Annotated in this window: 25 protein-coding genes and 3 pseudogenes; 17 read left to right on the top strand and 11 right to left on the bottom strand. The window is 36.9% G+C overall.

Features of this window, described 5'->3' with window-relative positions:
- The first annotated feature begins 17 nt into the window (after nt 1–17).
- Nucleotides 18–1622 (top strand): carboxypeptidase M32, encoded by a 1605-nt coding sequence (locus CLV95_RS09650; protein WP_002732526.1) that lies wholly within the window; start codon nt 18–20, stop codon nt 1620–1622.
- Nucleotides 1615–1944, top strand: a complete 330-nt coding sequence (locus CLV95_RS18835; protein ID WP_002721747.1) for a hypothetical protein — start codon at nt 1615–1617, stop codon at nt 1942–1944. Before CLV95_RS09650 ends, CLV95_RS18835 begins: the two co-directional genes overlap by 8 nt.
- Here the strand turns inward: CLV95_RS18835 and CLV95_RS09645 are convergent.
- From CLV95_RS09645 to CLV95_RS09635, 3 genes are read right to left on the bottom strand one after another with little or no spacing between them, the layout of a single operon-like run.
- On the bottom strand, nt 1934–2326 hold the full coding sequence (locus tag CLV95_RS09645; RefSeq protein WP_002721772.1) for a DUF423 domain-containing protein: 393 nt from the start codon (nt 2324–2326) through the stop codon (nt 1934–1936). The two genes, CLV95_RS18835 and CLV95_RS09645, sit on opposite strands and share 11 nt — an antisense overlap.
- 18 nt (nt 2327–2344) lie before the next feature.
- Nucleotides 2345–2932, bottom strand: a complete 588-nt coding sequence (locus CLV95_RS09640) for a hypothetical protein (protein ID WP_002732762.1) — start codon at nt 2930–2932, stop codon at nt 2345–2347.
- Nucleotides 2933–2940: 8 nt separating this feature from the next.
- Nucleotides 2941–3315, bottom strand: coding sequence for a TRL-like family protein (locus CLV95_RS09635; RefSeq protein ID WP_011669189.1), 375 nt, complete (start codon nt 3313–3315; stop codon nt 2941–2943).
- A 556-nt stretch (nt 3316–3871) separates the two neighbouring features.
- Between CLV95_RS09635 and CLV95_RS09620 the strand changes: the two genes are divergently transcribed.
- The gene (locus CLV95_RS09620) at nt 3872–4201 is read left to right on the top strand and encodes a hypothetical protein (RefSeq protein WP_002721723.1); all 330 of its coding nucleotides are present in this window, start codon (nt 3872–3874) and stop codon (nt 4199–4201) included.
- A 17-nt stretch (nt 4202–4218) separates the two neighbouring features.
- On the opposite strand, the gene CLV95_RS09615 is transcribed toward CLV95_RS09620, so the two are convergent.
- A complete protein-coding gene (locus tag CLV95_RS09615) occupies nt 4219–4815 on the bottom strand; it encodes a hypothetical protein (RefSeq protein WP_002721711.1) in 597 nt (198 codons plus the stop codon).
- Between CLV95_RS09615 and CLV95_RS18830 the strand changes: the two genes are divergently transcribed.
- Both CLV95_RS18830 and CLV95_RS09605 read left to right on the top strand, forming a co-directional pair.
- Complete coding sequence (locus tag CLV95_RS18830) at nt 4814–5911, top strand: hypothetical protein (RefSeq protein WP_002732547.1); 1098 nt, start codon at nt 4814–4816, stop codon at nt 5909–5911. The genes CLV95_RS09615 and CLV95_RS18830 overlap by 2 nt on opposite strands.
- Before the next feature lie 237 nt (nt 5912–6148).
- Nucleotides 6149–6456, top strand: a pseudogene (locus CLV95_RS09605) (DUF2750 domain-containing protein); the annotation flags it as partial.
- A 695-nt stretch (nt 6457–7151) separates the two neighbouring features.
- On the opposite strand, the pseudogene CLV95_RS19350 reads toward CLV95_RS09605, so the two are convergent.
- Both CLV95_RS19350 and CLV95_RS09585 read right to left on the bottom strand, forming a co-directional pair.
- Nucleotides 7152–8128, bottom strand: a pseudogene (locus CLV95_RS19350) (hypothetical protein).
- 402 nt (nt 8129–8530) lie between these two features.
- Nucleotides 8531–9562, bottom strand: a complete 1032-nt coding sequence (locus tag CLV95_RS09585) for a M23 family metallopeptidase (RefSeq protein ID WP_002732678.1) — start codon at nt 9560–9562, stop codon at nt 8531–8533.
- A 658-nt stretch (nt 9563–10220) separates the two neighbouring features.
- Between CLV95_RS09585 and CLV95_RS19785 the strand changes: the two genes are divergently transcribed.
- The 7 genes from CLV95_RS19785 (at nt 10221) to CLV95_RS09545 (ending at nt 17034) form a co-directional block, all read left to right on the top strand.
- Nucleotides 10221–10427 carry a hypothetical protein gene (locus CLV95_RS19785; RefSeq protein WP_002730392.1) on the top strand — a complete coding sequence of 69 codons (207 nt, stop codon included), beginning with the start codon at nt 10221–10223 and terminating at the stop codon, nt 10425–10427.
- Nucleotides 10424–10951 (top strand): flagellar protein FlgN, encoded by a 528-nt coding sequence (locus CLV95_RS09575; protein ID WP_002732538.1) that lies wholly within the window; start codon nt 10424–10426, stop codon nt 10949–10951. Before CLV95_RS19785 ends, CLV95_RS09575 begins: the two co-directional genes overlap by 4 nt.
- A 32-nt stretch (nt 10952–10983) precedes the next feature.
- Nucleotides 10984–12894, top strand: a complete 1911-nt coding sequence (gene flgK / locus CLV95_RS09570) for a flagellar hook-associated protein FlgK (RefSeq protein WP_002732400.1) — start codon at nt 10984–10986, stop codon at nt 12892–12894.
- A gap of 39 nt (nt 12895–12933) precedes the next feature.
- Entirely contained in the window at nt 12934–14199 is a 1266-nt protein-coding gene (locus CLV95_RS09565; protein ID WP_002730519.1) for a flagellar hook-associated protein 3, read from the top strand.
- A gap of 215 nt (nt 14200–14414) precedes the next feature.
- Entirely contained in the window at nt 14415–14867 is a 453-nt protein-coding gene (fliW, locus tag CLV95_RS09560) for a flagellar assembly protein FliW (RefSeq protein ID WP_002721750.1), read from the top strand.
- The gene (gene csrA / locus CLV95_RS09555; protein WP_011669197.1) at nt 14868–15122 is read left to right on the top strand and encodes a carbon storage regulator CsrA; all 255 of its coding nucleotides are present in this window, start codon (nt 14868–14870) and stop codon (nt 15120–15122) included.
- A gap of 1117 nt (nt 15123–16239) precedes the next feature.
- Nucleotides 16240–17034 carry an LA_1326/LA_4305 family lipoprotein gene (locus CLV95_RS09545; RefSeq protein WP_016749330.1) on the top strand — a complete coding sequence of 265 codons (795 nt, stop codon included), beginning with the start codon at nt 16240–16242 and terminating at the stop codon, nt 17032–17034.
- Here CLV95_RS09545 and CLV95_RS19780 read toward each other — a convergent pair.
- The 3 genes from CLV95_RS19780 to CLV95_RS09530 form a co-directional block, all read right to left on the bottom strand.
- Nucleotides 16997–17176 carry a hypothetical protein gene (locus tag CLV95_RS19780; RefSeq protein ID WP_002721780.1) on the bottom strand — a complete coding sequence of 60 codons (180 nt, stop codon included), beginning with the start codon at nt 17174–17176 and terminating at the stop codon, nt 16997–16999. The two genes, CLV95_RS09545 and CLV95_RS19780, sit on opposite strands and share 38 nt — an antisense overlap.
- Nucleotides 17177–17321: 145 nt before the next feature.
- A complete protein-coding gene (locus CLV95_RS09535) occupies nt 17322–19133 on the bottom strand; it encodes a monovalent cation:proton antiporter-2 (CPA2) family protein (protein ID WP_002721757.1) in 1812 nt (603 codons plus the stop codon).
- A 3-nt stretch (nt 19134–19136) separates the two neighbouring features.
- Nucleotides 19137–19934, bottom strand: a complete 798-nt coding sequence (locus tag CLV95_RS09530) for a type 1 glutamine amidotransferase domain-containing protein (RefSeq protein WP_002721729.1) — start codon at nt 19932–19934, stop codon at nt 19137–19139.
- A gap of 286 nt (nt 19935–20220) precedes the next feature.
- Here CLV95_RS09530 and CLV95_RS09525 point away from each other — a divergent pair, with 286 nt between their 5' ends.
- The gene (locus CLV95_RS09525; RefSeq protein ID WP_002730518.1) at nt 20221–20706 is read left to right on the top strand and encodes a glutathione peroxidase; all 486 of its coding nucleotides are present in this window, start codon (nt 20221–20223) and stop codon (nt 20704–20706) included.
- Nucleotides 20707–20743: 37 nt separating this feature from the next.
- Complete coding sequence (locus CLV95_RS09520; RefSeq protein WP_002721716.1) at nt 20744–21184, top strand: MarR family winged helix-turn-helix transcriptional regulator; 441 nt, start codon at nt 20744–20746, stop codon at nt 21182–21184.
- 242 nt (nt 21185–21426) lie between these two features.
- Here CLV95_RS09520 and CLV95_RS09515 read toward each other — a convergent pair whose 3' ends face one another.
- Nucleotides 21427–22395 (bottom strand): NAD-dependent epimerase/dehydratase family protein, encoded by a 969-nt coding sequence (locus CLV95_RS09515; RefSeq protein WP_002732574.1) that lies wholly within the window; start codon nt 22393–22395, stop codon nt 21427–21429.
- Between the two features lie 127 nt (nt 22396–22522).
- Between CLV95_RS09515 and CLV95_RS09510 the strand changes: the two genes are divergently transcribed.
- The gene (locus tag CLV95_RS09510; protein WP_002721759.1) at nt 22523–22894 is read left to right on the top strand and encodes an LIC13410 family lipoprotein; all 372 of its coding nucleotides are present in this window, start codon (nt 22523–22525) and stop codon (nt 22892–22894) included.
- A 10-nt stretch (nt 22895–22904) separates the two neighbouring features.
- Here CLV95_RS09510 and CLV95_RS09505 read toward each other — a convergent pair whose 3' ends face one another.
- The gene (locus CLV95_RS09505; protein WP_002721737.1) at nt 22905–23696 is read right to left on the bottom strand and encodes an LIC13411 family adhesin; all 792 of its coding nucleotides are present in this window, start codon (nt 23694–23696) and stop codon (nt 22905–22907) included.
- Between the two features lie 106 nt (nt 23697–23802).
- On the opposite strand from CLV95_RS09505, the gene CLV95_RS09500 reads away from it, so the two are divergent.
- A complete protein-coding gene (locus CLV95_RS09500) occupies nt 23803–26226 on the top strand; it encodes a 1-acyl-sn-glycerol-3-phosphate acyltransferase (RefSeq protein WP_107694938.1) in 2424 nt (807 codons plus the stop codon).
- An 87-nt stretch (nt 26227–26313) separates the two neighbouring features.
- Nucleotides 26314–26418, top strand: a pseudogene (locus CLV95_RS09495) (IS110 family transposase); the annotation flags it as partial.
- Between the last annotated feature and the right edge of the window lie 40 nt (nt 26419–26458).

The raw sequence follows: 26458 nt of genomic DNA, 5'->3' as shown, positions 1-26458 counted from the left end.
GCAAAAATCATTTTTTTGTGGTTAGGGTACTTGTCAATCTAAAAGAAGAATTTTTACTATCCACTGAGATGAAAGAGTATGAAAGCCTTTTTACCGAGCAGATTCGTAACGAGTTAAAGTATTTTACGGAATATAGAATCGCTTACCAGGAAATTTGGACCCTTAGGAATGTTCTTAATGTGCTTCAATGGGACTCGGAAATTATTTTGCCTGAAGGGGGAAGAGTGGAACGAGGTTTCCAGATCGGACTTCTTTCCGGGTTGATCCATTCGAAATATGCCGGTGAAAGTTTTTACAAACTTGCGGAAAGGGCGAGAGAAGAAAACGAACAAAAAAATCTTCCAGGTCGAGAGGAACGAAAAATCGAGTTTGAAAGATTATTTCAAGACTTGGATCGTTCTCGTCGTCTTTCCCAAGAACTTGTCGAAGAATTTTCTGTTACTACAAGTAAAGCGCATTCGATTTGGGCTAAAGCGAAAAGGGAAAATCGATTTGTGGATTTTGCACAAATTCTTTCTAAGATTGTTGAATTAAGTAAAAAACAAACCGAATGTTACGGCTATCAAACGGAGGCATACGACGCGTTACTTGAAAATTATGAGCCCGGTCAAACCGCAAAAGATTTAGATAAATTATTTTTCAATTTAAAGAATAGTTTAAAACCTTTAATTGCAAAAGGAAAAAAAGTCGCGAATCCGTTTTTAAAAGAAATTCCAATCCTTCTTCAAAAGAAATTAGGGGAAGCTCTTCCCGGTATTTTAGGGTTGTCTTCTCGTGTTTCACGTTTGGATGCAAGTGAGCATCCTTTTTCTGCTTCTCTTGGAAGTAAGGATAAAAGAATCACTACGCGTTATGATCTAAAAGATCCGCTTTCTTCTATATTCAGTATTTTGCATGAAACGGGACATTCTCTTTACGAAGTTGGAATATCCGAAATTGTCGGCGGCCCTTCCCCTTTACACGATTCCGTCTCTTTGGGCATTCACGAATCGCAGAGTAGACTTTGGGAAAATCAAGTGGGAAGATCTATGGAGTTTTGGGAGATGTATTATCCGATTTTACTTAACGTTTTAAACATTAAAGAATCTGAATTGTCTTTTTCCAAACTTTTTTCTTATATCAATCAGTCTTCTGCTTCCTTAATTCGGGTGGAGGCTGATCAAATTACGTATAATCTTCACATTATTCTCCGATTTGAGATCGAGAGAGAATTAATCAACGGTAAAATACAAGTTCCGGAACTTCCGGAAGTCTGGAATTCTAAAATGAAAGAACTGTTTGGAATTACGGTATCTTCCGATAAAGAAGGAATTTTGCAAGATGTTCATTGGAGTGCAGGGGCTTTTGGTTACTTTCCGACTTATACGCTGGGTAATATTTACTCGGCTCAACTCTTTCAGGCTTTTTCGAAAGAAAATTCGAATTTTCGATTGGAAGTGAAAGAGAAAGAGGATTTTTCTTCTCTCCTGAATTGGCTTAAAAGAAATATTCACTGGAAGGGAAAATTTTATTCCGCTAAAGATTTAATTCGTTCCGCTACGGGCTCCGATCCGGATTCTTTTTATCTGGTACAATATCTTGAGAAAAAACTTGTTGAACAGGAATCGATCCATCATGGATGAAAAAGAAGAGCTTACAGTCAAATCTTTTGGGGAATTTTCTTACTTTGATAATTTAGCTCTTTATTATCTTTGTAATGAAACTCCGCCCCAAACTCTCGCGTTAGCCTTTCTTATCGGCGATAACAAGGTTTGTGGTTCCATGCTTGGGGTTCTCGAAGGAAAAAGAAGGGAATATGTGCATCAACTTATGGCCGAACAAAAAGATACGGAAATCGCCAAAAAAGAATCCGCTGTCCAAGGTCTTTTGATTATTGCGGAGGGTTTGATTACGAGAAGATTAATCGAAAAAAAAGGTAAATTCTATTACGGAATTAAACGTTAGTTTTCTTCGATAGAACCGCGTAAAAACTAAGAAGTCCCCAAGCGATTAAAAATGCGATTCCTCCAATTGGAGTAATTGCTCCTAACGCTCTAATTCCTACGATTGCCAATGTGTATAAAGATCCTGAAAATACTAGAATTCCTATGAGAAATAGAATAGAAGAAAACCAGATAAGTCGACTGTTATTTATGTATCCCGTTATTGCTAAAATCAAAGGGGGAATGCTGTGAATTAGATGATATCGATTTCCTGTTTCATAAATTGCGAATAATTCGGGAGTTAAAATCGGTTTTAAAGCGTGAGCGCCAAATGCGCCTAAAGCGACTCCGAAAAATCCCGATAAGGATGAAAGTATAAGAATTGTTCTTTGTTTTCCTGTCATGTACTCAATGAACTCAATTCAAAATTCTTGAATAGCATAACTTTTAAATCGAATACATTTTTTCTGAATTAGCCAAAATAAATAAGCCGTTTGTTCTATGTCTAATTTGGAATCGAAAAGAGCTTTGATTTTATTTTTTTTCATTTCTTGCTTGAGCTCGTCGTAGAAACTCGTTTTTCCAAAAACGAAGGATACCGGAACTAAAGCTTCCCGTTCTCCTTGTCTTAAAGGAAGAATCAACGTTACTCCTCTTTGGCAACCTTGGCTTTGCCCTTCAAAACGAATAATCCTGTGTTTAGACCAGTCCCAATCATCCAATGAGCCGTGAAACATATCTTTATGCGGAAGAGAAGAGGTGGAATGTATAAATCCGTCGAATCCAAACAAACGCAATCGGGTAGAAGCATTTCCATAGTGAATTGAAGGATCTCTAAAATAAGTTCCCGTTATGGACACACGGTTTTCGGGCGATAGGATTGCATCTGTCGGGTAGGGCATTGGATTTCGTTTAACAAGAGTTCTACGATTTCCAATCGGTAACGCACATCCTAAGAATAAAATCCCACTTAAGTAAAATAAGAAAAAGATTTTGATTTGGGACTTCATCTTATTTTTTACTCTTTTTTCATCAGCCGTTGCGGAAGTTTAACGCCGATTCCCGTTACCCGCGTGCACTTATAAAAGTAGAGATTGAAAAATATTGATTTGACATAATAGTCAGTTTGCACGTCGAAAAGAAGATCTGCTTTGTCCTGAATTGCGTTTTGGACCGCGGCTTCATAACTTTCATCCCCTGTATAAACAAGCCAAAGCCAACCTTCGCCACAGGCCTGCCCGGAAAGTTTTCCGATAGGGTCCATTCCGCGAACATCAGTGTAACTTTGGGAATAAAACCAACCGGGCGTTTTAACGTTTGTGTAAAGGCAGTTCCCGATTGTAATCAGCGTAGTAAAAAAAATAAAATAAATTCTCATTGATAATAGCTTCATTTTGCATTCCTAAATCGTTTTGAAATTTTCAAAAAGTTTGAATTTAAGAAATCAAAAGTCAAGGTAAAAGAATCGATGACATATCTTCGAAGGGAAAAAATAAAATGCCGAAGGATTTCTTTCTGAATGAGTGGAATTTTTTCGAAAAAGAACGTATCTTCTTAAATCCAAGTACAAAACAAATAGTTTCATTGTATGGATTTAGAACCCTTTCCAAAATCTGCGGAAGCGATTCGTAGAGAGCGGTATTTTAGTTTCCTGTCTTATCGGGAAGATCAAGCTGGCAACTAAAACGTCTCGCTTCTATGGTTGCTCGACGGGTTCTTATATCAAATTCACGTTAGTTAAAATAAAAAACGAAAAATCCTTAACGAATGATATTTATAGAAAATTTTTAAGTTTAGGTATTCTTACAAATATTGTTTATAATTACACAATTCGATTTGTCGCCGATTATCATTTTTATCAATGAAATGAACGAGGTTTAGGAATATTATCGAGTTAACGATCCAGTTTTGTCTTGACTAAGAAAAGATTGTCATTATCCAAATGAGATATGCAAACTGACGATAAAAAATACGTCCGAGTTTGGAAGAAGTTAAGCGTCTCCCAGGTTTCTTCCCAATTGATGTTAATCGACGACTTGTATGGGACTTGCGGGAACTGCAAACATCTTGGTTTAAATTATACGAAAGATAAAAATTGTCCCGAATGTAAAACGAAGTTCCGTTATTTGGCAACCAACTCTAAATCTCAAACTGAAATCGCAAAAATTCTCAGTCGCCTTGAAAAGGAAAATCTTGATCTAATATTGATCGATCGGGATGATTTCAATCAGTCTAAGGCGAAAGATGCCATAAAGGATTTGTTTAAACCGACAGAATGAATTTTTGAAATCGACTTTTATTCTTTTTTAGAATCGAGAAAATTTTTCAGACCTTGAATCGTTCTTTCTAGGTCCCTAACTTGTTCTTTCAATACATTACCGTCTAGGTAGAGTTTTTTATCCGTGGAATGAAGTTCCTCGTAACCTTTTGCCATCAAATTGTGAAATGATTCTTGAATGTTCATCAGACCGTTTTCGAAATCCTTCGGACTCAGTTCCCGTCTTTTTTTGTAAAATCTTTTTAATGAGAAAAAAACAAAACGAAATAAAAGCACAGAATATGCAGGAATTAAAAGATAAATCGCGGTTAAAAATACAGGTCCGAGATTCCAAGTTTGAGAAATGGATTTATGGAAGAACACTCGGAGTGTTGAGACGACTAATACGCTTAAGGTATAATTCAGACGACTTGTGGTCGGTGAGATCGTGTTGAGTAAAAATACTAGAATCAAAGAAAAGATCAAGACCAGGAATAAATCCAAAGGAACGATGGAAAAAAGAATCTTTAAAAAAGAAGTGATCGTTCCGATAGTGTCGAGAAATGATTGGATCGACTGAGATAGGCTGTTAAAACTCGCTTTCAAATCTAAAAAAAAATCGGTAATCTGACTCATGAAATGGCTCCTAAAAATTCCAGCTTGGAAGAAATTCCAAGCTTTCCTCATGAAACTGCAAGAACTTTCCTTTTTGCGAAAGCTTTATCTGGTTTACTCCGTTATCGGAATTTCTTTTCTTATCTTGCACGAAAGTCATCTTCCTATTTTTTTTATTTTGCTTTTGGTCACCGGAACTTATTTAATTACAACGATTTTTTTCTTTGTGATTTCTTTTGCGTTTGGAAAGCTTCTTAAGCAAGAGCCTATTAAAAAATATAAAATAGGTCCTAACTCTGCGACGGCTTACGATACAGTTCGAATTTTTTTAAATCCGATCGTAGAAGGAACCGTATTCATTTTTTGTATATTATCGCTTTTCTTTACGGATTTTTATTCCAATCGATCCGGTATTATCTTTATCACGGTTTATTGTGTCATAGGCTTTATTCTTCGCTTTTTAGAAAGTACAGTCTTTTATAGAATTTCTTTGCTTGGCCTCATGGTTCTGACGGCCGGACTTTTAAGCTTTAAAGCGCTTCAACAAGCCGAGATATTAACCTCCTATCTGCTTTTTAAACCGACTTGGGAACAAAAAGAACTTACAAATTGGAATTACGATTCGGAATCCAAGATTCTGAAAAATTTAGATATTCAAGTCCAACTTTCTTTACCAGAGGATTTTTACTTTCACAATCCTAAGAATCTAACTTTAAAGGATCAGACCGGAACTGGACAAATCGCGGGAATTATTTCTTCCAGTGAAACTGATCCGAATCGTTATCCATCGATTCGGATTTTTTATTTTCCGGAACCATTTTTAGAAATCGATAAGGTCAAATCCGAGTTCATAAAATTTTTGAATTTATCTGTCAATCAAGGAGAAGTGATCGAAGTTCACGAGCTTGGCGAGGAAAATTTTGAAAGGAAAATGGATGGAGTTTTTTGGACTTATTACGATAACCTAAGACCCAGGTACGCTAAAACCGGTTTTTTTATAGCCTCAGGGGATAAACTTCCGGATTCTTTTTTATTTCATATTTCGGAAAGTTTGGTTAAAGGAAGAGTTCACGAGGAATCCGTGGAGAAAATTCTGCAAAGTTTTAAAAGAGAATAATTAAGGTTTTCCGATTTTTAAAAAAATTGAAATTTTAATATATGATTCTTGTCGGTTGATTTTTTGTTATGACTGTTATTGTGTTTAAGAACTTATTTTTTTGGAGAAAGTAAAACAACAATTTTGAAATTCAATGCGGATGACTCAGTAATTCTACTTTCATTGATATTATGTTATACGACCGAGATTTCAAATGGATAATCGTAGTTTGAGGCGATTATCAAGTGTCTAAAAATTATGGGGAATCAATCGTCTGCTCAATTTCATCAATTTTTTATAGAAATAAAAAAACACAAAAAGGTTTGGACTTTGCAGGATGAAAGTGGTTTTCCTAGTCCTATAACAGTTTCCGGAAAAAGAGCTATGCCTTTTTGGTCATCCCTAAATCGGGTGCAAACGGTTATCGATCATGTGGATGCATATTCTTTATTTAAAACTTATGAAATTTCCTTTCAGAATTTTATGGACCGTTGGCTTCCGGGTTTGAAAAACGACAATTTATTGGTGGGTATAATTGGACCGGATCCGAAGCGACCGGGTATGATCATAACGTTACCCACAAATACTTGGATCTGAAGATAAATCTGTCGGAATTACTACAAATCCTCTGTGAAACTTACACCCCACCCTGATTTTGGGTGGAGGGGAGAGGCGGTTGGGAAGACTCGGGAGGTTTTCTTTACCACAAAATCATACTTCTTGCAAGTAAAAAGCCTCATTCTTGTCGGAACACTTGAAAAAATGTGCGTTTTTGATCCTTATGATCCCAAAAGCCTTCTTAATTTGTGGGTAACGTTATGGGTATGATCTTGAGCTAGAAAAAGTATTAGAATATTTGAATGATTTAATTTTTAATATTTTTTGCTTATTCGTTTTTGTTTAGAAAACCATATAAAATGAATGTTTAACTGATGTAGAAACGGAGGTTTATATATAGGTTTAGTTTTATAGAGAATTCTTTTAGGCAAAGTTTTACTGAAACATGATATTCCTACAAACTATGTCGCACTGTGTAATTTACGTCTTTTGGGAATTCCTTTCTTGTTCTCGCTTTTATACGAGTTTCTACATTAGAGTTGTTGAAAAATTCCATGATTCGGATTAACAGAACCGCTTCAAGCATCCATTTCAACGAAGCAGAAACGGACAGAATTAATTTTTCAACAACTCTATTATCATAGCAGTTACTTTCTACTCATACTCTGAATAATTCATTAGGTGTAATAAATTTTAAAATCCGTCAGTCCCGGTCTTGAGCCCTATCCCTATTATACCGCCATAATACGAAGGGGGTGAAAAAAATATCGATTGCGATCGTAACCGGATACATCAAATAACTTGCTCCATAGACGACTACTTTCCCCAAGTCGAACGTTTTAGACTGGGGATTGAATTCTATTTGTAGGATTTGTGAAGTAGTCTGCGACGAGGTTTGGTCGGATAACCAAACCGCAATATTTTTACGGTAATCGTTATAGAAATAATACCCTATCGCATATACATTTTTAGAACTAATCATAAAATAAGTCGGAGAGGTTTTTGGAATTTCCGATAAAGTAAGCGAGCTTGTATTTGGTTGTTTCGAACAGTCGATTTCAGTTTGTGTGCAAGTATATCGCAAAAAAAAAGTCGTTGTCAATTTCTCCTTTAGAACAATCCAATGCAACAATTCTATTTTTCGAATCCGAAATACAAAGTTTACGATCAAAATAACTACTTTGTTTTAGGTCTACGGTCCAGGCTTCCCGAACATCGGAAATTTTTTTTCGAATTGGCTGTCCACGGTAGATAAAGAGCCCTCCGCTATCCTTATTCTTCCAATTTAAATGAATCGCCGTTCCAAGCTCATAAAGAAATAATTTTTTTTTCTGTATTTTCAATTCGAGCGTTGAGATTGGAATCTCCGGCCTTGAACTCACATTCTTGATTCAGTTTGCGATTTTGAACTTCATAGGAATATTCGTTACTTTGATTCCCATTTATTTCGGAAAGAGTCAAGCAATAATGACGGAACTTCTTTTCTTGTCTGATTAAATACGATAGTTTTAATATAGGACGGTTATTTTTTTGTAGAATTCTCATTCCATCGTAAAGAGGGCTTTCAAATTTATAAGGTGAGCTAATCTCCTTTTGATACTCCCTCAGATAGGTAGTAAGACAATTTATAAAAAACAGGGGAATAAGAAAAATACAAAAACGTTTATAAATATCTGTCATCAATTGATATAGTAACGTTTTATTAGGTACTTTTTCAAGTAGCATCTTCTTCAAATTGAACAGAACTCACAAATCCTAATGACAAATGAGATCTCTTTTCCTAGAACTAAAGAAGGATTGATTTTTTGTTGTCTACAAAAATTGTCTGTTGCAACAAAAAATCGACGTCAGTATTTATTTTATAAGGATTAGTAGTCGTATAAAAGCGTAGGAACTCCTACATTTGATTGAAGATTCAGAAATAATTCTTTCTAAGGTTTTGAGAAAGATTCTTTATAGTTCTGAGTAGTGATAGGAGTTTTTTAGATTGCAGAGTATTTTAAATTTTGCGTTTAATTGCGACTTCTTATTAAAATTGCTCGTCGATTTATCGTGTAATAATTTTAAAATACTCAAAAACTTTTAATCAAAAAATTTTTGACCAATTGCAGAAAGTGGATCAACCATCGTTCCTTGAACTCGTAGACCTAAATGAAGATGAGGGCCTGTGGACATTCCTGTGGAGCCCACTTTACCGATTTGACTTCCTTTTTTTACTTTGTCGCCTACTTTTACGTTTAATTCGGATTGATGCATATATAAAGAATAAACTTCTAAGCCGTGGTCGATTACAGTAAGATTTCCTTCGTAATACATCGGTCTGGACAAAATTACTGTTCCATCGTTGATCGCGTAAATTGGGGTTCCCACTGCACCTTTAAAGTCAACTCCGCCATGAGGTTTTCCTTTGGTTTTGTTATAAATACGTCTTTTATAAAATGGACTCGTAAAGTGAACTTCCTGAACTGGGTAAATGAAATCGGATACAATTTGTAAGTCGGTTTTTGACTGAAATGCTTCAGCCTTTGCTTGAGAGCAAGCGGCGATGAAATTCAAAGTTTCCTGAGAAAGTTCCTGTGAGGTATATTTTTTATCGATCATTAGAGAAGAAATTTTTGTTTCAGAAAAGTTCGTTTTATGGATGGGAATTTCATATTCTTTATAGTCGTTTTTTCTAAAAAGATTTTTATTATGAATTTCTAATATGCCACTTTTTTTATTAAATTCTGGAGAAACCGGAATCCATGCATATAGAATGAAATCACTCATTGTGTGAGGAATTTCTTTTTTTTCCCAAATAATTTTGATTCTATCCAATTTGGAAAGGACCGTTTTTTTAGGGATAAGCTTGAGAAATAGCAGTTCGCCTTGCGCGAACTTTCTGGTTTGAATGGAAAAGAAAAAGAGAGTTTCTTTCTTTTTGATGATTTCGAATTCGTAATTTTCTTTTTTTCGATTTTTTTTTGATTTTTCTTTCTTGGAGCTGTAATGGGCGGTGTCTATAAGGTTTACTTCTTTTGTTTTGGTTCCGGGCTTATCTTTGGGGGAGATCGTTCCAGTATTTAAAAACTGAGTTAGAAAAATAATATAAAAAATTCTAAAATATTTTTGCATCGTATCCTACTATAATTTTAGAAATGTTCAATAAGTACAATCTAAAAACGATTTGGAAATAAATTATGAACCTGCTTTTTAGCTTTCATATGGCTTATATTAAGCAACTTACTCTAAATGTTAAAATATAAAACTCCATAAAAATTTAATAACGAAAAAGATGCGTTTAAGGGTTTATGCTACTCAAGAGACGTAATTTGTGGGGGTGCAGTGTTTCAAATTATCAAAGTCAAAATGAATGTGCAACTGTAATATTCTACTCAGATCTTGAAGCATGGATTCTCTTATTTTGTTTTTATGAAAAAAATGAATGTATAAAAGAAAACTGCCGAACTCACGTTGGGCTTAAAGGCGGGCTTTGAGTGAAAAACGAATATTCGGTTCGGAAAAATTTTTTTATGATAACGTGAGTGACGTAACGAATGCAATTATGCTGCGATCTTTAGAGAGCAGAACTTTAGTTTCAGCTCGCGAACGATTCGCCCAAACTTTCTTACAGCACGTCCCAAAACCCGAGTTTACTTTGTCAGAAAGATCAAGCTGCAAGATTCTGTCCTAGTTTTGGGACAGAACCTTATATCGAATTCAATTTAAACAATGATAAATCTGGTTCGAAAATCCGTAAAGAGACGTAATTTGTCGAAACTACCATTTTATTATGAATCGCTTAGGGAGCGTAGTCGTAGTTTTTACAAAGATTTTGAGACAAGTTTTGAATTTGCTGCAAGATTTTAAGTTTTGGGATCGAAAACATAATTTAATCTTTTTTATATCTAAAAGCCATTTCTCTATTTTCTTTGAAAAGTATCTAAGCAAATTTTCGATTTTACCGATCTTTGAAAGCGGGAAACGGATAAAACGATGAAACAAGAGGAATGGCTGGGGCAACTTACGAAACTGTTTCAGGATGAGATAGGTCTTTATACGGATGTTTTGGAATTAGAAACTCAAAAATCGATTGCAGTCGTTCAAGCCGACGGAAAGTCTCTCGAAGCGATTACTAAAAAAACATATGAATTGCTTGTGATGGCCGCCGAAATCGAAAGAGTTAGAATGAAATCGATCGAGGACGTATATCGTTCCAAAAACTTTGCTTTTCCGGAAACCGGAACGATTACGTTATCCGATTTTTTAAACCGACTCGACAGAGATTCCAATTTTAAATTAAAAGAATATGGCTCCTCACTAAAATCTGTACTACATCGTTTAAAAGAAAAAATTAAATCCAATGAAAAATTAATTCTGACTCGTCAAGAAATTCTTTCCAGAACGATCGACGCAATGAAAGAAAAAGCGATGGAATCCGGTATAAACACATACGGTTCGGGGAAAGATCCTGAACGAAAACAAACTAAAAGACAAGCTTTGATGCTTAACGCATCGGCCTAAATTGATCGGAATTTTCGTAATAGGAGGAAACCATGGGTTCCACATTTTCAGGACTTGAAATCGGAAAACGGGGTTTAACCGCACACCAGCAAGCGCTTCAAACGACGGGTCATAATATTTCCAATGCGGATAACAAACATTATGCGAGACAAAGAGTTACGATGACCGCTATGGATCCATTGTATGATCCTTCTTTAAATCGTGCCAATCTTCCCGGACAAATCGGGCAGGGAGTTGAAATCGCTTCGATCGAAAGAATTCGAGATAACTTTATCGATGATAGAATCATAGAAACTTCAGGGAATAAGGATTATTGGGCGGCACGTAACGAATATCTATATCAATTAGAGACCGTTTTTAATGAACCCAACGGAACCACCCTCAGAACTTTGATGGATAAGTTTTGGTCTTCTTGGGAAGATTTGGCGAATTATCCCGAAGATAACGCACATCGTTCCGTCGTTCTTGAAAAAGCGAACGGACTAGGAAGTAGAACCGAAGACGTGTATCGTAAGCTTGCGCAACTACGTGATCAGGCAAATCGTGAGATTGAAACCAAAGCCTATCACATGAATACGATCGCCGAGAATATTCGTACTTTAAATGAGAGAATTGGTAAGTCGGAAGCCTTGGGTGATAAACCGAACGACCTCTACGACAAACGAGACGCTCTTTTGCAGGAACTTTCTTCCTTAGTTGATGTCACGATTGGTCGTTCCGACGAGGATGAACTGATGGTTTTTATCGGCCAGCAAATTCTCGTTCAAGGTAATAAGGCGAACAAGATCGATATTATAGGAAATCCTTCCAAAGACGGGCTTTTGGATCTATATTGGTCGGCGACAGGAGATCCGGTTCTTTTGAGAAAAGGAAGATTGCAAGGTCTCATCGAGGTTCGTGATAAGATCATTCGCGAGAAGATTGATCAAGTGGATTCTCTTTCCATCAACGTAATGGACGCTGTGAACGAAATCCATAAAGACGGATTCGGGATCAATGGAAATACAAATCAAGCTTTCTTTAATATTCGCTCCTTATCCATCAACACATTCGGGGAATACGATTCCAATGGAGACGGGCAAAACGATATCACTGCGATTTTTAGAGTCACCGGTAGAAATACAATCGATCCTGACAGGCCGATCGGAATCAACGGAGCGATTACTTTCAATCAATCGGATGTTAAAGAAGCTTCTGTGTTGATTCCTTATTCTTCCAACGATACATTAAACGGAATCATTAAAAAGATCAACGCTTCCCGTTCCGGTGTTGTGGCTTATATGAATCACGATAACCAGTTGGCTTTGAAGGCGACGGTTGCCGATGATCATCCCAATAAGAATTTTATACTCAGACATTTGGAGGATTCGGGAGACCTTCTTGTGGGAATGACCGGTATCTTAATGGCGTCCGGCCCTTCCGGCGCTTACGATTATAAACGTCTTGGCGAAATCAACAAGCTGCAAGCGCGTTCCGAAGATATCACGCTAACTCCTCACTTTCATCCTTCTTCCCATTTTAGGGTGGCGGATTCAATAGCGAATAACGTTGCAAACATCGCCGCCGCTCGAGGTAAGGACGTGGGTGGAACCGGAGATTATAATTCGCCCGGTGGCCATAAAGACGGAAGAAACGCTTTGATGGTCGCATCCGCTTTGAGAAATAATCCGGTTATGGTTGATTATTCTAAAACGACCGATGATTTCTACAATACTCTCATCTCGAAACTGGGAACGGAAGCGAGAGAGGCAAAACAAGAATTCGGAATTCAAAACGATCTCATGACTGAACTTGAAAACATGAGACAGTCGGTCATGGGAGTCAACTTGGACGAAGAAATGGCCAATATGGTTCAGTTCCAGCATTCTTACAATGCATCCGCAAAGATGATTAACACTATGAATGAAATTTTGGATACGATCATCAATCGATTGGGCGTTTAATCTCGCGATAATATAAGCGGATAAGGAGAAAAGTTTATGATGCGCATTACGAACATGATGCAGAACAACAGTCTGATTCATAATTTAAACAGACATCAGCTCAACATGGATGAGACGCAAAATCAGCTTTCCACAGGACAAAGAATTCGTCTTCCTTCTGATGAACCTGGTCGTGCTACAAATCAGATGTTTTTTCGTTCTCGTTTGAATGAACTCGATACGTTCCAAAGAAACATCGACGACGGAAATTCCCGTCTTCAACAGATCGACGGAGAATTGGATCGGATCGGCTCTTTGTTTCAAAGAGCGCGAGTTCTGGCCGTTCAAGCGTCCAACGGTATTTATCAAGGCGATAAGGGTTTCGAACTCGAAGTTGCGATTGGAAAAGAGATCGACGAAATTCTAAGAGCGTTAGTCGACATTGCAAACACAAGAGATGCGACCGGGCGTCCCTTATTCGGCGGTCATGTGATTGAAAGACCTCCGTTCGAACCGATAGAATCCAAGATTAAAGGTCTTCAAGGAATCGAATTAAAAAACCAATATATCGGTGTCGAGTATCGAGGTGATATTGGAGAACAACTGAGAGAGATTGAAAAGGGAGAATACATTCCCGTAACCGTACCAGGGAACAAAGTTTTCTGGGGAACGAACATGAGTATCACGAGTAAAGTGGATAATTCCGGTTACGTGACTTCTTCGGATCAAAAATTTAAAATCGACGGAGTTGAAATTCACGTTTCGGCTGGAGATACAATTGATGATATTATCGACAAGATTAACAATTCTCCTTTGGAAGTGAAAGCAAACAAACTTGCTCAGGATAACATCAGTTTGAGTTCAACGGCTCCACATCAAATTTGGATGGAGGACATAGAAGGAGGAACGATATTAAGGGATATCGGTCTTGTGGATTCCGCTACTTCTGAGCCTCCGAATAATTATTCAAAATCCGCCACTGTAACCGGCCTTTCCGTGTTCGATGTGATGATTCAATTCAGAAACGACCTTATTCAAAAGGATCAAGAAAGAATTTCTGGACGTGATCTTCAGGATTTGGATTTAGCGATGGAAAATATTCTTCGTTATCGTGCGGTCGTAGGCGCTAGAATGAACCGAATGGAAGAACACGCTCAAAGAGTTGACTTTGATAAATCTTATATGACGGAACTTCTTTCCAAAAACGAAGGGATTGATTTTCCGGAGACCATTATGAATATGAAGTGGTTGGAAACCGTACATCAGTATGCTCTTAACGTCGGATCAAAAATTATTAAACCGACATTGATGGATTTTCTGAGGTAATCAAAAATGAGTTGGGCCTTACAGCGCGTCCCAAAACCCGCGGAGCGACCCTTAGGGAGCGAACGTGGCTTGAGTTTTTTCGTTTTGTCAGAAAGATCAAGTTGCAAGGTTCTGTCTCAGGTTCTTATAACTTTGATTCTATTTTTAAAGTTAGTTCGGTTTTGATGATCCGCCGTAAAATATTCAGAAGGGAAATTCGAAGGTAAAAATTTAGAATGGAAATCGAGATTCAAACAAAACCGTTTGGAAAAATGCAAATATCCGAAAAACAAATCCTTTCCTTTCCGGAAGGTTTGCTCGGATTTGAAGATTATAAAAAATTTGCACTCATAGAAGAGGAGGAAGAATCCGTTTTTAAATGGCTTCAATCTGTAGAAGAAGTGGATCTTGCATTCGTGGTCATTCCGCCTTCCCTTTTTAAAAAGGAATATAAACCTTTGATCCCGGAACAGGAATTACAAGGGATAGGAATTACTGATCTCGAAGATGGCTTGATGTTGGTGATCGTAACGGTTCCGGGGGAAGATCCGGCTTTGATGACCGCGAATATGCAAGGTCCGATTTTAATTAATAAAGAAACTCTTTTAGGAAAACAATTTATTTCAAGAAATGAATCTCATTCTGTTCGGGAAAAAATTCTTGCATCAGCTGCAGTGGAGATGGATTAAGTGCTGGTCTTAGCAAGACGAACCAACGAATCGATTATGATCGGTGATGACATAGAGATTGTCATTGTAGATATAAAAGGTGATCAAGTGAAAATTGGAGTTAAAGCTCCAAGAAACGTTTCGGTACATAGAGCTGAAGTTTACAAAGACATTCAGGAGGAAAATAGAAAGGCGGCGGAAACAAAAATTAAACCGGAAGATCTTGGTAAGATCGGAGACATTTTAAAAAAGAAGGATTCCGGGAAAAAAGGCTGACGGTACTTTAAGAGTTTATAAACGATTAATAGACTTACAGGAACGAAGTGTAAGGTCTTATCTTGGCTATTACACTTAGAGCCGGTCTCAAAACCTTAGGAATGTAGGAACTATTACAATTTTAAACGACGGGAGAAAACCGCCAATGCGACGGTTTCTGTGGGAACTCCCACGTTTTTTAAAAATTTGCCGGATCGTTTAGAGATATTTTTCTTTAGGTTTTGATACCGGCTCTTATTTCAATTTGTGGTCATTGCCATTTTGATTTCTGTATTCATCATGATTTGTCGTCACAATAGTTCGCTTAATTTTTATGGTTCTTTGCAACGTTAAGACCGTGCGTTTTATCCCATATCGTGTTTGATAAGAATAAGATTGTTTTATCTTTATTCGTCAAAATTAGAACTTGTCCCAAAACACTAGAAAAAATCAGCGCAATCATTTCATAAGTTCGTAATAGAGCGTGTGAATTTCCGCAGATCGGTGATTTATGGATTTTCTAACGGATTTTATCGTTGGAGCATTCTCGTAGAAGTTCCTACACCCGAGGTTTTGGGACAAGTTCTAATTTTAATCTTATGTCTTTTCTTTTTTTCGGAATAGAATCTTTTTGTAAATCTTATCCGTTGTCCTTTCTGTTCCTTCTATGATTATATACTTCAGTTTCTTTAACTTTCTTTTGAGATCAAAAATTTCATTTGTGGGAAGAATGTTGATTGAATTAAGTGAAAGAAATAAAGTATTCGCAGAAGCTTCACCAACTTACAAGCAATACCCATTCCAAAAAACCGCTCCCAATATGTTGTAAGTCGGATAAGTTTTTATTTCTTCTTTCAAAGATAAATACGCAATACTAAATGGAACACAGAATAGTTGGAATAGAGTTTGGCGGAAGTAGCTTGTGGGAACTACTACAATCGATATTTGTATCGATTTATACCGTAGTTAGTTTATAAAAGAAGGATTGAATAGCTTGAATTTAAAATGGCTGCTTTCATTTTTTGAGAAATTCACAAAAGTTTAAGAATTCCACTCATAAATTATGTTAATTCCTGCAGATTAAGTCCCATTTTTGAAAATGGTTGTAGGTGAAAAGGGAGCGTTCGTTGAGTTTGTTATGAGTCAAGTCATGGTTCTGTTTTTTATTATTCTTTCGTTTTCCTGTTTTGCAGGGATCCGTAAAGAACTGAATTATTTCTCTGATTCGATTGCATTCTATTCTTTTGAGAACAGTCCTGAACTTCCTTCATGGTTGGATCGTAGTGCTACCTATCTTCAAAATGAAGAGAAAAATAATTTTAGAAGTCTGATCGCAAGTGCTTTATATCAAATGGGAAACAAAAATGATTCTCTGATCAACGATTCTGCATTTAGAATTTTTTCAAAGGAATTGAGTAAGGAAATCGCTGAGCGTTCTTATGAAAAGTTTGAACATTCTCCATATCATACATACCAACTTTGGATATTAAAAAAAGAGGACACAATCAATCCGGGGCGGAGAATTCGAAGGACGGTGTTTTTGCTTTATCCGAAAGTCGATTCGATTCATTTCGTCTTTTTTGAATTGAATCAATTCATAGATTTTCAAATACCTTATACGTTTCAAGATTGGTCTAATTACTCTCTGTCCGAATCGAATATTCGACCTTCCCTGGAAGTTTATATTCCAGATTCTGCAATCGGAGCTTTATCTTATTATAAGGATTTTCAAGGAAAATCCGAAAAATTTCACGTCGTTTTTCAAATTCATCCTTCTATATTAGAAAAGGCTACGGTAGAAAAATCGCAAAAAGAAAAGGACTCGAAAAATATCGAGAAAAGACTCATAGAACTGAAAAACTTGTTCGATAAGAAATTAATTTCCGAAGAGGAATTTAAAAAGAAACGGGAAGAAATTCTAAAATCACTTTAAAATTTTTGAATTTGGAAAAAGTTTCAAAAAATCGGAGCGGCTTTGTAAAAAGCCACTCCGCAGAGAATAGTGAAGAGAATTGGATTTTCCCACCTTGAATTCTTGCGAAGTTTAAGATGGAAAAGCTTCCTATAATGGACATATCTGTCGAACTGGATCTAAAATACAGAGAAAAATAAATTATATTGTTATATTTTTGTTAGTTTTTATAAGATCTGAATTGAAATAATTTATTGACTAATTTGAGTACGATGAAATGTCTTCCTATAGAATGAGACGATTGTATTTTATAAAGAAGACAGATTTTGATCTGATAATTTTCCTTCTTTTTCTTGGCGGTCTGCTTCAAAAGCGACCTCCAGTTGATGCATTGAGTTCTTTGAAAATTTAATAAATTCTTTTTCGTCGTTTCGAATTTGAAACTGCCCTTTCAGGGTTAATTCGTCGTGGGCTCTAAATTTTTTAATTTTCTTTTCCACCTCCGAGTCCATAAAACCTAATTTTCTCAGAGTTTCTCCCGCTAATTCAAGTGCGGAAGCGAAGGTATCTCTGCGAATGATTTGAATTCCGAGTTCCATCAATTTAAAAACGTGTTCTCGATTTCGCGCTCTTGCGATAATCGTTAAATTCGGGAAATGTTTTTTTATTAACTCGGCGACTTTTATGGAGATATCTATATCCTGAACTGCTAATATAAATAGGTCGGCTTGTTCGGCGCCCGCTGATCTTAAAAGACTCAACTTACTTGCGTCTCCGTAATAGATCTTATAACCGAATTTTCTTGCAACGTTGACCTGATCCGGATTGTGTTCTAATGCGGTAAAACCGATTCTGTGAACGAAAAGCATCCTTGCAATAATTTGTCCAAATCGTCCGAATCCCGCTATGATGACTCGATTCTGTTCTTCGATCGTATCTTCTTTGAAATTTTGGTCTTTTTTGAAAATCAATTCCGCAATTTTATCTTTGAAAATTCCAAGGATCGGAGTTAAGCCCATGGAGAGAGTGACGATCGCAATGACTAAGTCGGCTCTTTCTTTTGGAAGAATGGACAAGGAAACGCCCACTCCTAAGATTACGAATGCGAATTCTCCGCCTTGGGCGATTGTCACAGAGAGATTTAAGGAAGTTTCGTTGGAATGGTTAGAGATTTTTCCTATGAAAAAAAGCACTGTCGCTTTAACGAGGATTAAAATGAGCGCAGAGAAAAGTACAAGAATCGGATCTTTTAAAACTTCACTAAGATTAATCGACATTCCCACGGCTAAAAAGAATAACCCGAGAAAAAGGCCTTTGAATGGTTCCAAATTTGATTCCAATTCGTGCCTGTATTCTGAGTCTGCAAGGATCACACCGCCTAAAAAAGATCCAAGTGCCATCGATAGTCCTACCTGGTCCATAAGTAATGAAGCTCCGATTACGATCAGTAAGGATAATGCTGTGAAAATTTCATGATTCCCACTGGAGGCTACGAGTTTGAACAAAGGTCTCGCTAAAAATCTTCCTGCTAAAATAACCGTGAGAATTGTTCCGGTTGCAACTGCAACTTGTTTTATACTTCCTTGTGATCCTGGATCGGCGACTGATTCCGTTAAAAAAGGAAGTATCGCCATAATCGGAATTACGGCAAGATCTTGAAACAGGAGAATTGCGAAAACGCTTCTTCCGTGCATAGTTTTGAGTTCGTTTTTCTCTCCCAATAACTGAAGGGCAAAAGCAGTAGAAGATAATGAAATACTAATACTGATCACGATTACTTGGGATTTTTCCATGCCTAAAAAAGAAAGGATCGTGAAGAAGAAAAAAAATGTAAGAATTACCTGAAGCCCGCCTAAACCGAAAATGGGTTTTTTCAAAATCCAAAGTCTTTGGGGTTTTAACTCCAAACCTATCAAAAATAAAAGTAAAATAACCCCAAATTCGGAAATATGAAGAATACTATCCACATTAGTTATCAGACCGATTCCCCAAGGGCCGATAATAATTCCACCGATAAGATAACCTACGACGGAACCTAATCCGATTTTTTTGAAGAATGGAACCGAAATGACTGCTGCTGAAAGAAATACGATGAGAGTCACAAGTAAGTTATCTTGCATTCTTTATCCTCGAATACTTAAATCCGAACTTTTTCTCTTGAGATCTGGAAACAATTTCATGAAAGAAATTATGAAAGAGTGAGCGTCTCCCGGCCATCGTGAAGAAACGTAATTTCCGTCCGTAACTGCATGACCTCTTTTCAGTTTTTTATGATTGTCTCTGAAAATCGGTTTTGGGCCGAAGTGAAAATCTTTTGGATCCCTTAAGGCCAATTTTACTTCTTCTTCTACGGTTTGGGGATAAGTTCGATAGTAATTTCCCAACCACAGTCTTGTAAGATTCCAGGCCGCCATCTCTTGCGATTTCAAGAGTGCCGTCGTTTTTTTTCCATAAAGGATGGATCGATCCGTTCCAGGTATTTTACTTCGAGCTGCTAAAACGACCCCATGACAAATCGCCCCTAAAGGTTTCCCGGTTGCAAAAAATGAACCTACAAATTCTTGTAGCTCCTTTGATTCTAAGTATTCTTTCATTCCGGGGGCGTGTCCGCCGGGAAGAATTAGCCCTTCAAAGTCTTCTGGTTTTAAGTCCTTATAAGAAAGTGGGTTTTGAAAATGAGAGTCGGAAATCATTTCATTGTAGGCCGTTCTCGCTTTTTTATGAGCAATTAAAAGGGGCTTCCAAATTCCGAGGCCTTTGCCGGTGAGCATTCTAAAATCCGCCGATCCTGGTTTGCCGTTAGGGGTTGCAAAGAATACTTCATAGCCGTTTTCTTTTAGAATTTTCCAGGGAATGGAGCTTTCAGATGGATCAAAATCAGCGGATGGTAAGGGAATGAGAATTTTGTACTTAGGGGTCATAGGATGATTTTAACTTTTCTCTAAAAAAATCAACACCTTAAGGATTTTCATTTCTAATTCACAATTTGTTCAAAAATTATAGAATCAATTTTAACTCAATTCTACGCCTTACTTTTGAGTTCGACATTTTTTTGATTGTATTATGATTATTTGATAAGATCGGATTTTAAATTTTTTGTAGAATAGGATTAAGCTTCTATAATGAAATGAGCCTCAAAAATTTTTCCTGACTAAAAAAATTGTATCTTTTAAAATTAAATTGTGCACAATCTAAATAGAGGTTAAAATGACCCAAACATTATACGATTTAACGGCTACTTTGAATAGTGGTAAAGAGCAGAGATTGGAAGATTATAGGGGAAAAGTTCTCTTGATCGTAAACACTGCGAGTGAATGTGCTTTTACTCCTCAATATGCGGGCCTGCAAAATTTATACGGTAAATACAAAACGGAAGGGTTAGAAATTCTCGGATTTCCTTGCGATCAGTTTAAACATCAGGAACCGGGTTCGGATGAGACGATTAAGAATTTTTGCCAAAAAAACTATGGAGTTGAATTTCCGATTTTTAAAAAAATCGATGTGAATGGAGATAGCGCCCATCCGGTGTTTCGGTTTTTGAGAAAGAAAGCTTCCGGATTTTTCGGAAACTCGATCAAATGGAATTTTACGAAGTTCTTAGTAGATAAACAAGGAAATGTAATTAAACGTTATTCTCCCATTACCACGCCGGAAAAGATCGAAAAAGTTATCCAAGACCTTTTAAAAAAATAAAAACCGAATTCATATCATAAAATGAAACAGGTTTTTTATGAGTACAAAAGATCTTTTTTTAGAAAATCAGATTTGTTTCCCTCTTTATGCTTGTTCTAGGGCGCTAACCTCGCTCTATCGTCCTATATTAGACCAATTGGGTCTAACGTATCCTCAGTATCTCGTTCTCTTGGTATTATGGAAAGGAGATGGATGTAGTGTAAAAGAAATTGGGAGAAAACTGTATTTGGATTCCGGAACTTTGACCCCTTTACTGAAACGTCTGGAGGATTCAGAACTCGTTGTTAGAAAGCGTTCCGAAAAAGACGAACGTTCGGTGCGAATTTTTCTTTCTTTGAAAGGAAAAAAATTAAAAGAAAGAGCGGTTGGTATTCCGAGCAAACTTCTTGAAATTTTAGAAGTTGATAAAAAAAGTCTCATCGATTTAAAGAATAGTTTGGATCGATTGTGGCTTATCCTTTCCGAAAAGACCGAATGAATCTTTTATTCAGAATGTTTTCTGAATTTATTGAATCATAAAATGGAGTTTTTAATTCGGAAAATTTTAAAAACGTTTCAGTATTATTGATCTCTATAAAATAGAGTACCGTTAATTTGAGCACAAATCCAACATTTAGACACGGAATTCTAGACACTCTATTATGTAGAGATGAGTAGTTGAAATTTTACTTTTTTATCAAACATTCAGATTGGTTCGACGATTTTGTTTTATGAACGGGTTTAAATTGTGTTGTTTAGAACACTTTGGATTCCTTCTTCGAAATCCATTTTGAATTGAAAATCTAATTCTTTTTGAATAAGGTCCGAAATTACGACCGAAGATTCTTGAATATATTCCAAGTTAATTTTCTTTTTAAAAATATTAGTTAACAAACTATTCGCTAGGTTAAATAGAAATAGGATTAAACCCTTGAATTTTAATCTAAAAAAATTTTTTCCGGGTTTCAATTTTAAAAAAAGAATTTCGATTTCTTTTGAAGATAATGCCCTCGGATATGCGACGTTGAATATTTTTCCGGATGCTTTATTCCATTTTTTTAATATAATCAAAATAATTGCGACAACATCGGAAGAATGAACCATGGATTTTTTAAAGTTTGGATTTCCGGAATAGAGAAGAATTCCGTATTGAAATAGTTTTAAGAGTTTGTTTAGAAAGCTTTTACTGGTGGGTCCATAAATGGATGCGATTCTAAGAATCACAAAAGGATTTTTGGATTTTCGTACGAGAGATTCACATTCTATTTTTGAAATCGCGTAAAAAGTATTTCCGTTTAACACCGAAGTTTCGGTAACTGGTTGATTTGAAAAACCGTAGACGGAGGAAGAGCTCGAAAATAAAATCTTGGTTGTTCGACTTTTAGAAGCGAATCGAAGGATCTTCTGGGTCGAAAGTTCGTTTCCTCTTTTGTATTCTTCTAAAGAAGACGCTTGGCCGCTTACCTTTCCTGCAAGATGAATGATAAATTCCGGTTTTTCGTTGATGGAAAATTCTGGATCGTTTTCAAGATCAACCTCGTAAAAAACAAAATTGGAGTGAAATCGAATCGAATCGGGGAAAGAGGAAAGTTTTCTTCCGATACAAACTACTCTGTAATTTTTAACTAATTCTGGAAGAAGTACCAGACCTAAAGAACCGCTGCCGCCGGTAACTAGGACAGTTTTTATAAAGTTCCCTTTATCGTTCATGGAGCCATTTTGATTTTTTGGTGAGGATAAAGAAGAATTTTTTGAATTCCAACTTTATTTTTACTCTCGACGGTTAAAAATAGAAATCGTACTTTGTGGATTGAAATTTAGATTTAGGAGCATAACGGTGAAAAAGATATTTTCAACGTTTTCGATTTTAGTTTTTATCTTGGTTCTTTTCTTTTGCAGTTCTGAAAATAAAAAGCAACCTCCGAGACAAGAGTATCAGCCTAATTCCGATATTAGGATGTTCGAAGTAGGGATGATAAAAGAGGGAGATAAACGGATTAAAGCGGAAGCCGTTTTGGGGACTCCATCGGTGGAACTGAATACGCAAGACGGCGCGATTCTAGAGTGGTATTTGGTTTCCACTGATTATCAAAAGAATTCTTATAAGACCTTGGCTGAGAAGCCCGAAACGATATCGGAAGATACAAAGTTCATCAGACTTATGATAGATAAGAAAGGTGTGATCAAAAAGATGGAATATAAACTCTAATGGAAAAAGTTTAATTCGCAGTATCGTCTTCTAGTAAATCCAATCCCGCGAGTCCGACTAAAAAGTCGAGAAGTTCCGCGGGATTAAATCCGATTCTAAGTCCCACGTAAATACCAAAATAAACTTCGATCTGATAAAGAAAACTTTTCGGATAACCGTCTTTTCGTTTATTAAAAGTTTGTAATGCGTTTTGTACCGCGGGATCGTTCCGATCGAAATTTTGTTCTTCTATGAATTTTTTGTAAAATTCTTCCTTTTTTCTCTTTCGTCTTTCCGCAACGGGAATATTATAAAACGAAAGATAACGGAGTTTTTGACTTTTGATGTTGTATCTTTCATTTAAAAACTCGGGGACCAGATCTCCCGGTGTTTTCGAGTTCTTCAAACTTTTTAATTCTTCTGCAGTTTCCGGAGAAATTGTTTCGGATGTCTCTTCCGTTTCGGACGTTTGTGTTTCTGCTTCCAAAGGAAAAAAGGTATCACCTCCCAAAATTCCGAAAATCAATTGTTGAGATCGGTATAAACCGAAATAACCGCTGCGAAGTCCGTAACCTTTTCCTAAATCTCTTTTACCTGGGGCGGATTCTCCGCCTTGAAAAACAAAACCCGCCGCTAAAGGGCCGATTCTAAGTCCTGCACCATAACCTGGAGTTTCTGCTCCCAAGGTAAAGATGTCTTTTAGATCGTTTTTCCTATTTTGAAAATATGTGGCACAGTTTATGAAGCTGATGAGAAAATAACTTAAGAATAGAAAAAAAAGAAAGAATCCGTTGTGTTTTTTAGCGGCACTCGATAAAGTCACAGACCCACTCTCTTGTAATTTGTCGGTTAGGCAACCCGGAAAAAGAAAGCAAAAGATCCATTTTCTGATTGTTTCCCGAATTCTTAGCGTCTCAATAGCAATCAGAATGGAAAAAATAAAATCATCCGCAATTATATCTGCTAATATCGCAGTTTTGGGAGGCGGGCCGATGGGGATCTATCTTTCCACGTATCTTTCTCCTAAGGCAAAAGAAATTTTTCTTTGGTACGATGATCGAAAAAAAGCTGCAAAAATCGAAAAAGAAAGAATAGCCTCGGTTCTCGAAGATTCGATCGCGCTTCCTGAGAATGTTCACGTCAAAAGCGAATTTGACTTTTTAAAAAGCGGTTCTTGGGTCCTTGTGATAGCGGTGCCTTCGAGATTGATGGAAGGCATTTTGGATGAATTGATCAAAATTCTGGATAAAAATTCCTCCCATTATGTCTTTGCGTTTACGAAAGGACTTTTATCTATCTCCACAAGGAGAAAAACAAATTGCATTACATATTCTGAATATATTTATAAACTTTCCGTTACGGGAGAATTAAAAAATATCGAATACACCGCGGTTAACGGCCCGAATATTTTGGGAGAATTAAAACGGGGTCATCATAGTTTTTATTGTTTGGCTTCTTCCGGAACTCAATCGGTCGAAATTTTTGAAACGTTATTCGGCGATTCTCGTAGTCATACCAGAACATACGAAGATCTCATGGGCTTAGAAGTGTTCGGGGTGATGAAAAATCCGATCGCAATCGCTTGCGGAATCGCTTCGGGAATTCCCGAATGCGGAAGTAATTTTGAAGGAGAGCTTATCAGCCTCGGTTATTCGGAAATTATTACTCTTTTGGAAGCGCTCGGAATTCCTACCAGACCTGTACAAGAATACGGCCTTGCGGATTTGATTGCTTCTTGCACTTCCCGTTATAGTCGAAACAAAGCATACGGCCATAGATTTGTACATAAATTGATTTCCGGGGAAGACCGGCCTAATCTGATTGAAAGAATCGAATTGTTTTTTAATCCTGCCGAGTTTATTCAAAAAGAAGTCAGTCAGAGTGAAAGCCACGTAGAGGGAGCTTTTGCGCTTGCTTCGATTATTTCTTTGGCGGAGGAAAAGGATGTCGATATTCCACTCTATAGTATTCTTTTTCAAATACTTACTAGGAAGGGTTCTCCGACAGAATTGATTCGTTTCGTTTCCAAGTCTACTTCCGACGAGGTTCGTCACATTTCTAAAACCACCACAAAACGTTCCGGCTTGGGAACGGCTTCCGGTAAAAAGTTTCAGGAAGCATTGAGTAAAAATGTATTAAGACATATCAACAGTCAACCGGGAATGACGGAGCGTATCGTTAAACAATCCTCGCTTCTTGTGAAATCGTTGGAAAAAAGGTATAAAGAAGCGGAAGAATCCAAAGATATTACGGATCTCCTGCAAATCCCAAAAGAGATACAGCTTTGGAACGAGGTGGAAAAGAAGTTTCAGGAAAAGGGAAATAAGGATCTAACAAAAATATTAGATTTTTATGTTTCTGAAATTGCAGATGATTACAAGCCGTTCTTGCGTGATACACTCATAAATCTGATCATCCCAATTCGTTACATTTTAAACGGCTTTAAATCGGGAACTGGATTGCCTAAGATTGGCGGTTGTGTCAAGGAAGTGAAAGCTCTTGCTTCGAGATACGATATTCTTTATACGCCGACTCACAGATCGCATTTGGATTCGCTAGAAGTCGCTTTCGGTTTAAAATGGCTTGGACTTCCAGTACCGCGATATGCCGCCGATAAAAAGGTAATGGCTACCCCTGGGCTTGCCAACGTATTGAAGTCCCTCGGCGCTTACATGGTGGATAGAAAAAGAAATCGGAATATTCTATATTTGGAATGTTTGACACAGTATTCTACGATGATGTTGGAGGCTGGAATTCCGACCTTGGTGTATCCGGAAGGAACTCGTTCTCGAACGGGAGGTATTCTTCCGATTAAAACCGGAATTTTATCCACTTCCGTGGATGCCTATAAACATACCGGCTCCGAAGTTATCATAGTTCCGATTGTGTTATCTTATGAAAACGTTCCGGAGGATGAGGAGTTTTGCGGAAAAGGTAAGAAGTCCGGCTTTAGGGATTTCTTCTATAAGAGAAAAGAAGTATATATGGATCTTTGTGAACCGATTCCAGTTTCAAGATATATACATGAAGAAGATCCGGTGGGAGTAATTGGATTTGAAATTACACAAGGTTGGAGAAAATACAGGAGGATTTTACCAAATCAACTTGTAGCGCGTTTGATCGTGGAAACGGGAACGGAAGTAAAGATGGACGAGTTGAGGAATTTGATTAAGGAAACGATTTTGACTAAAAAGGGAAATTATCTCATTCGGGATTCCGACGAAATTTTAAAACGAGGACTTAAGATTTTAAAACAAAGAAAAATAGTCTTTTTGGAGAATGAGAACGTAAAGGTATTGGATCATGATCTGATCCAATATTATGCAAATATGTGTGTGGACGAAATGTCTTAGACAAAATGGCGCCCCTTCTGGGCTTGAAAAGCGTGGGTTAGATGCGAGCATTTACCACAAAACAAGAAAACCAACAGAAGGAACGCAATGAAAAGAAAATTATATGTAGGAATGGATGTCCACAAAGAAACGATCAGAATCGCGTATTTAACGAGCAATTCAAAGGAAATATTGAAAGAGCAACAAATAAAATAGGAAGAAGTGCAGATCAAGAAATTCATCAATCGGTTAA

It is taken from the genome of Leptospira borgpetersenii serovar Javanica, assembly GCF_003046425.1.
In the GTDB taxonomy this organism is placed as follows: domain Bacteria; phylum Spirochaetota; class Leptospiria; order Leptospirales; family Leptospiraceae; genus Leptospira; species Leptospira borgpetersenii.
This window is presented reverse-complemented; position numbering and strand designations above follow the sequence as displayed.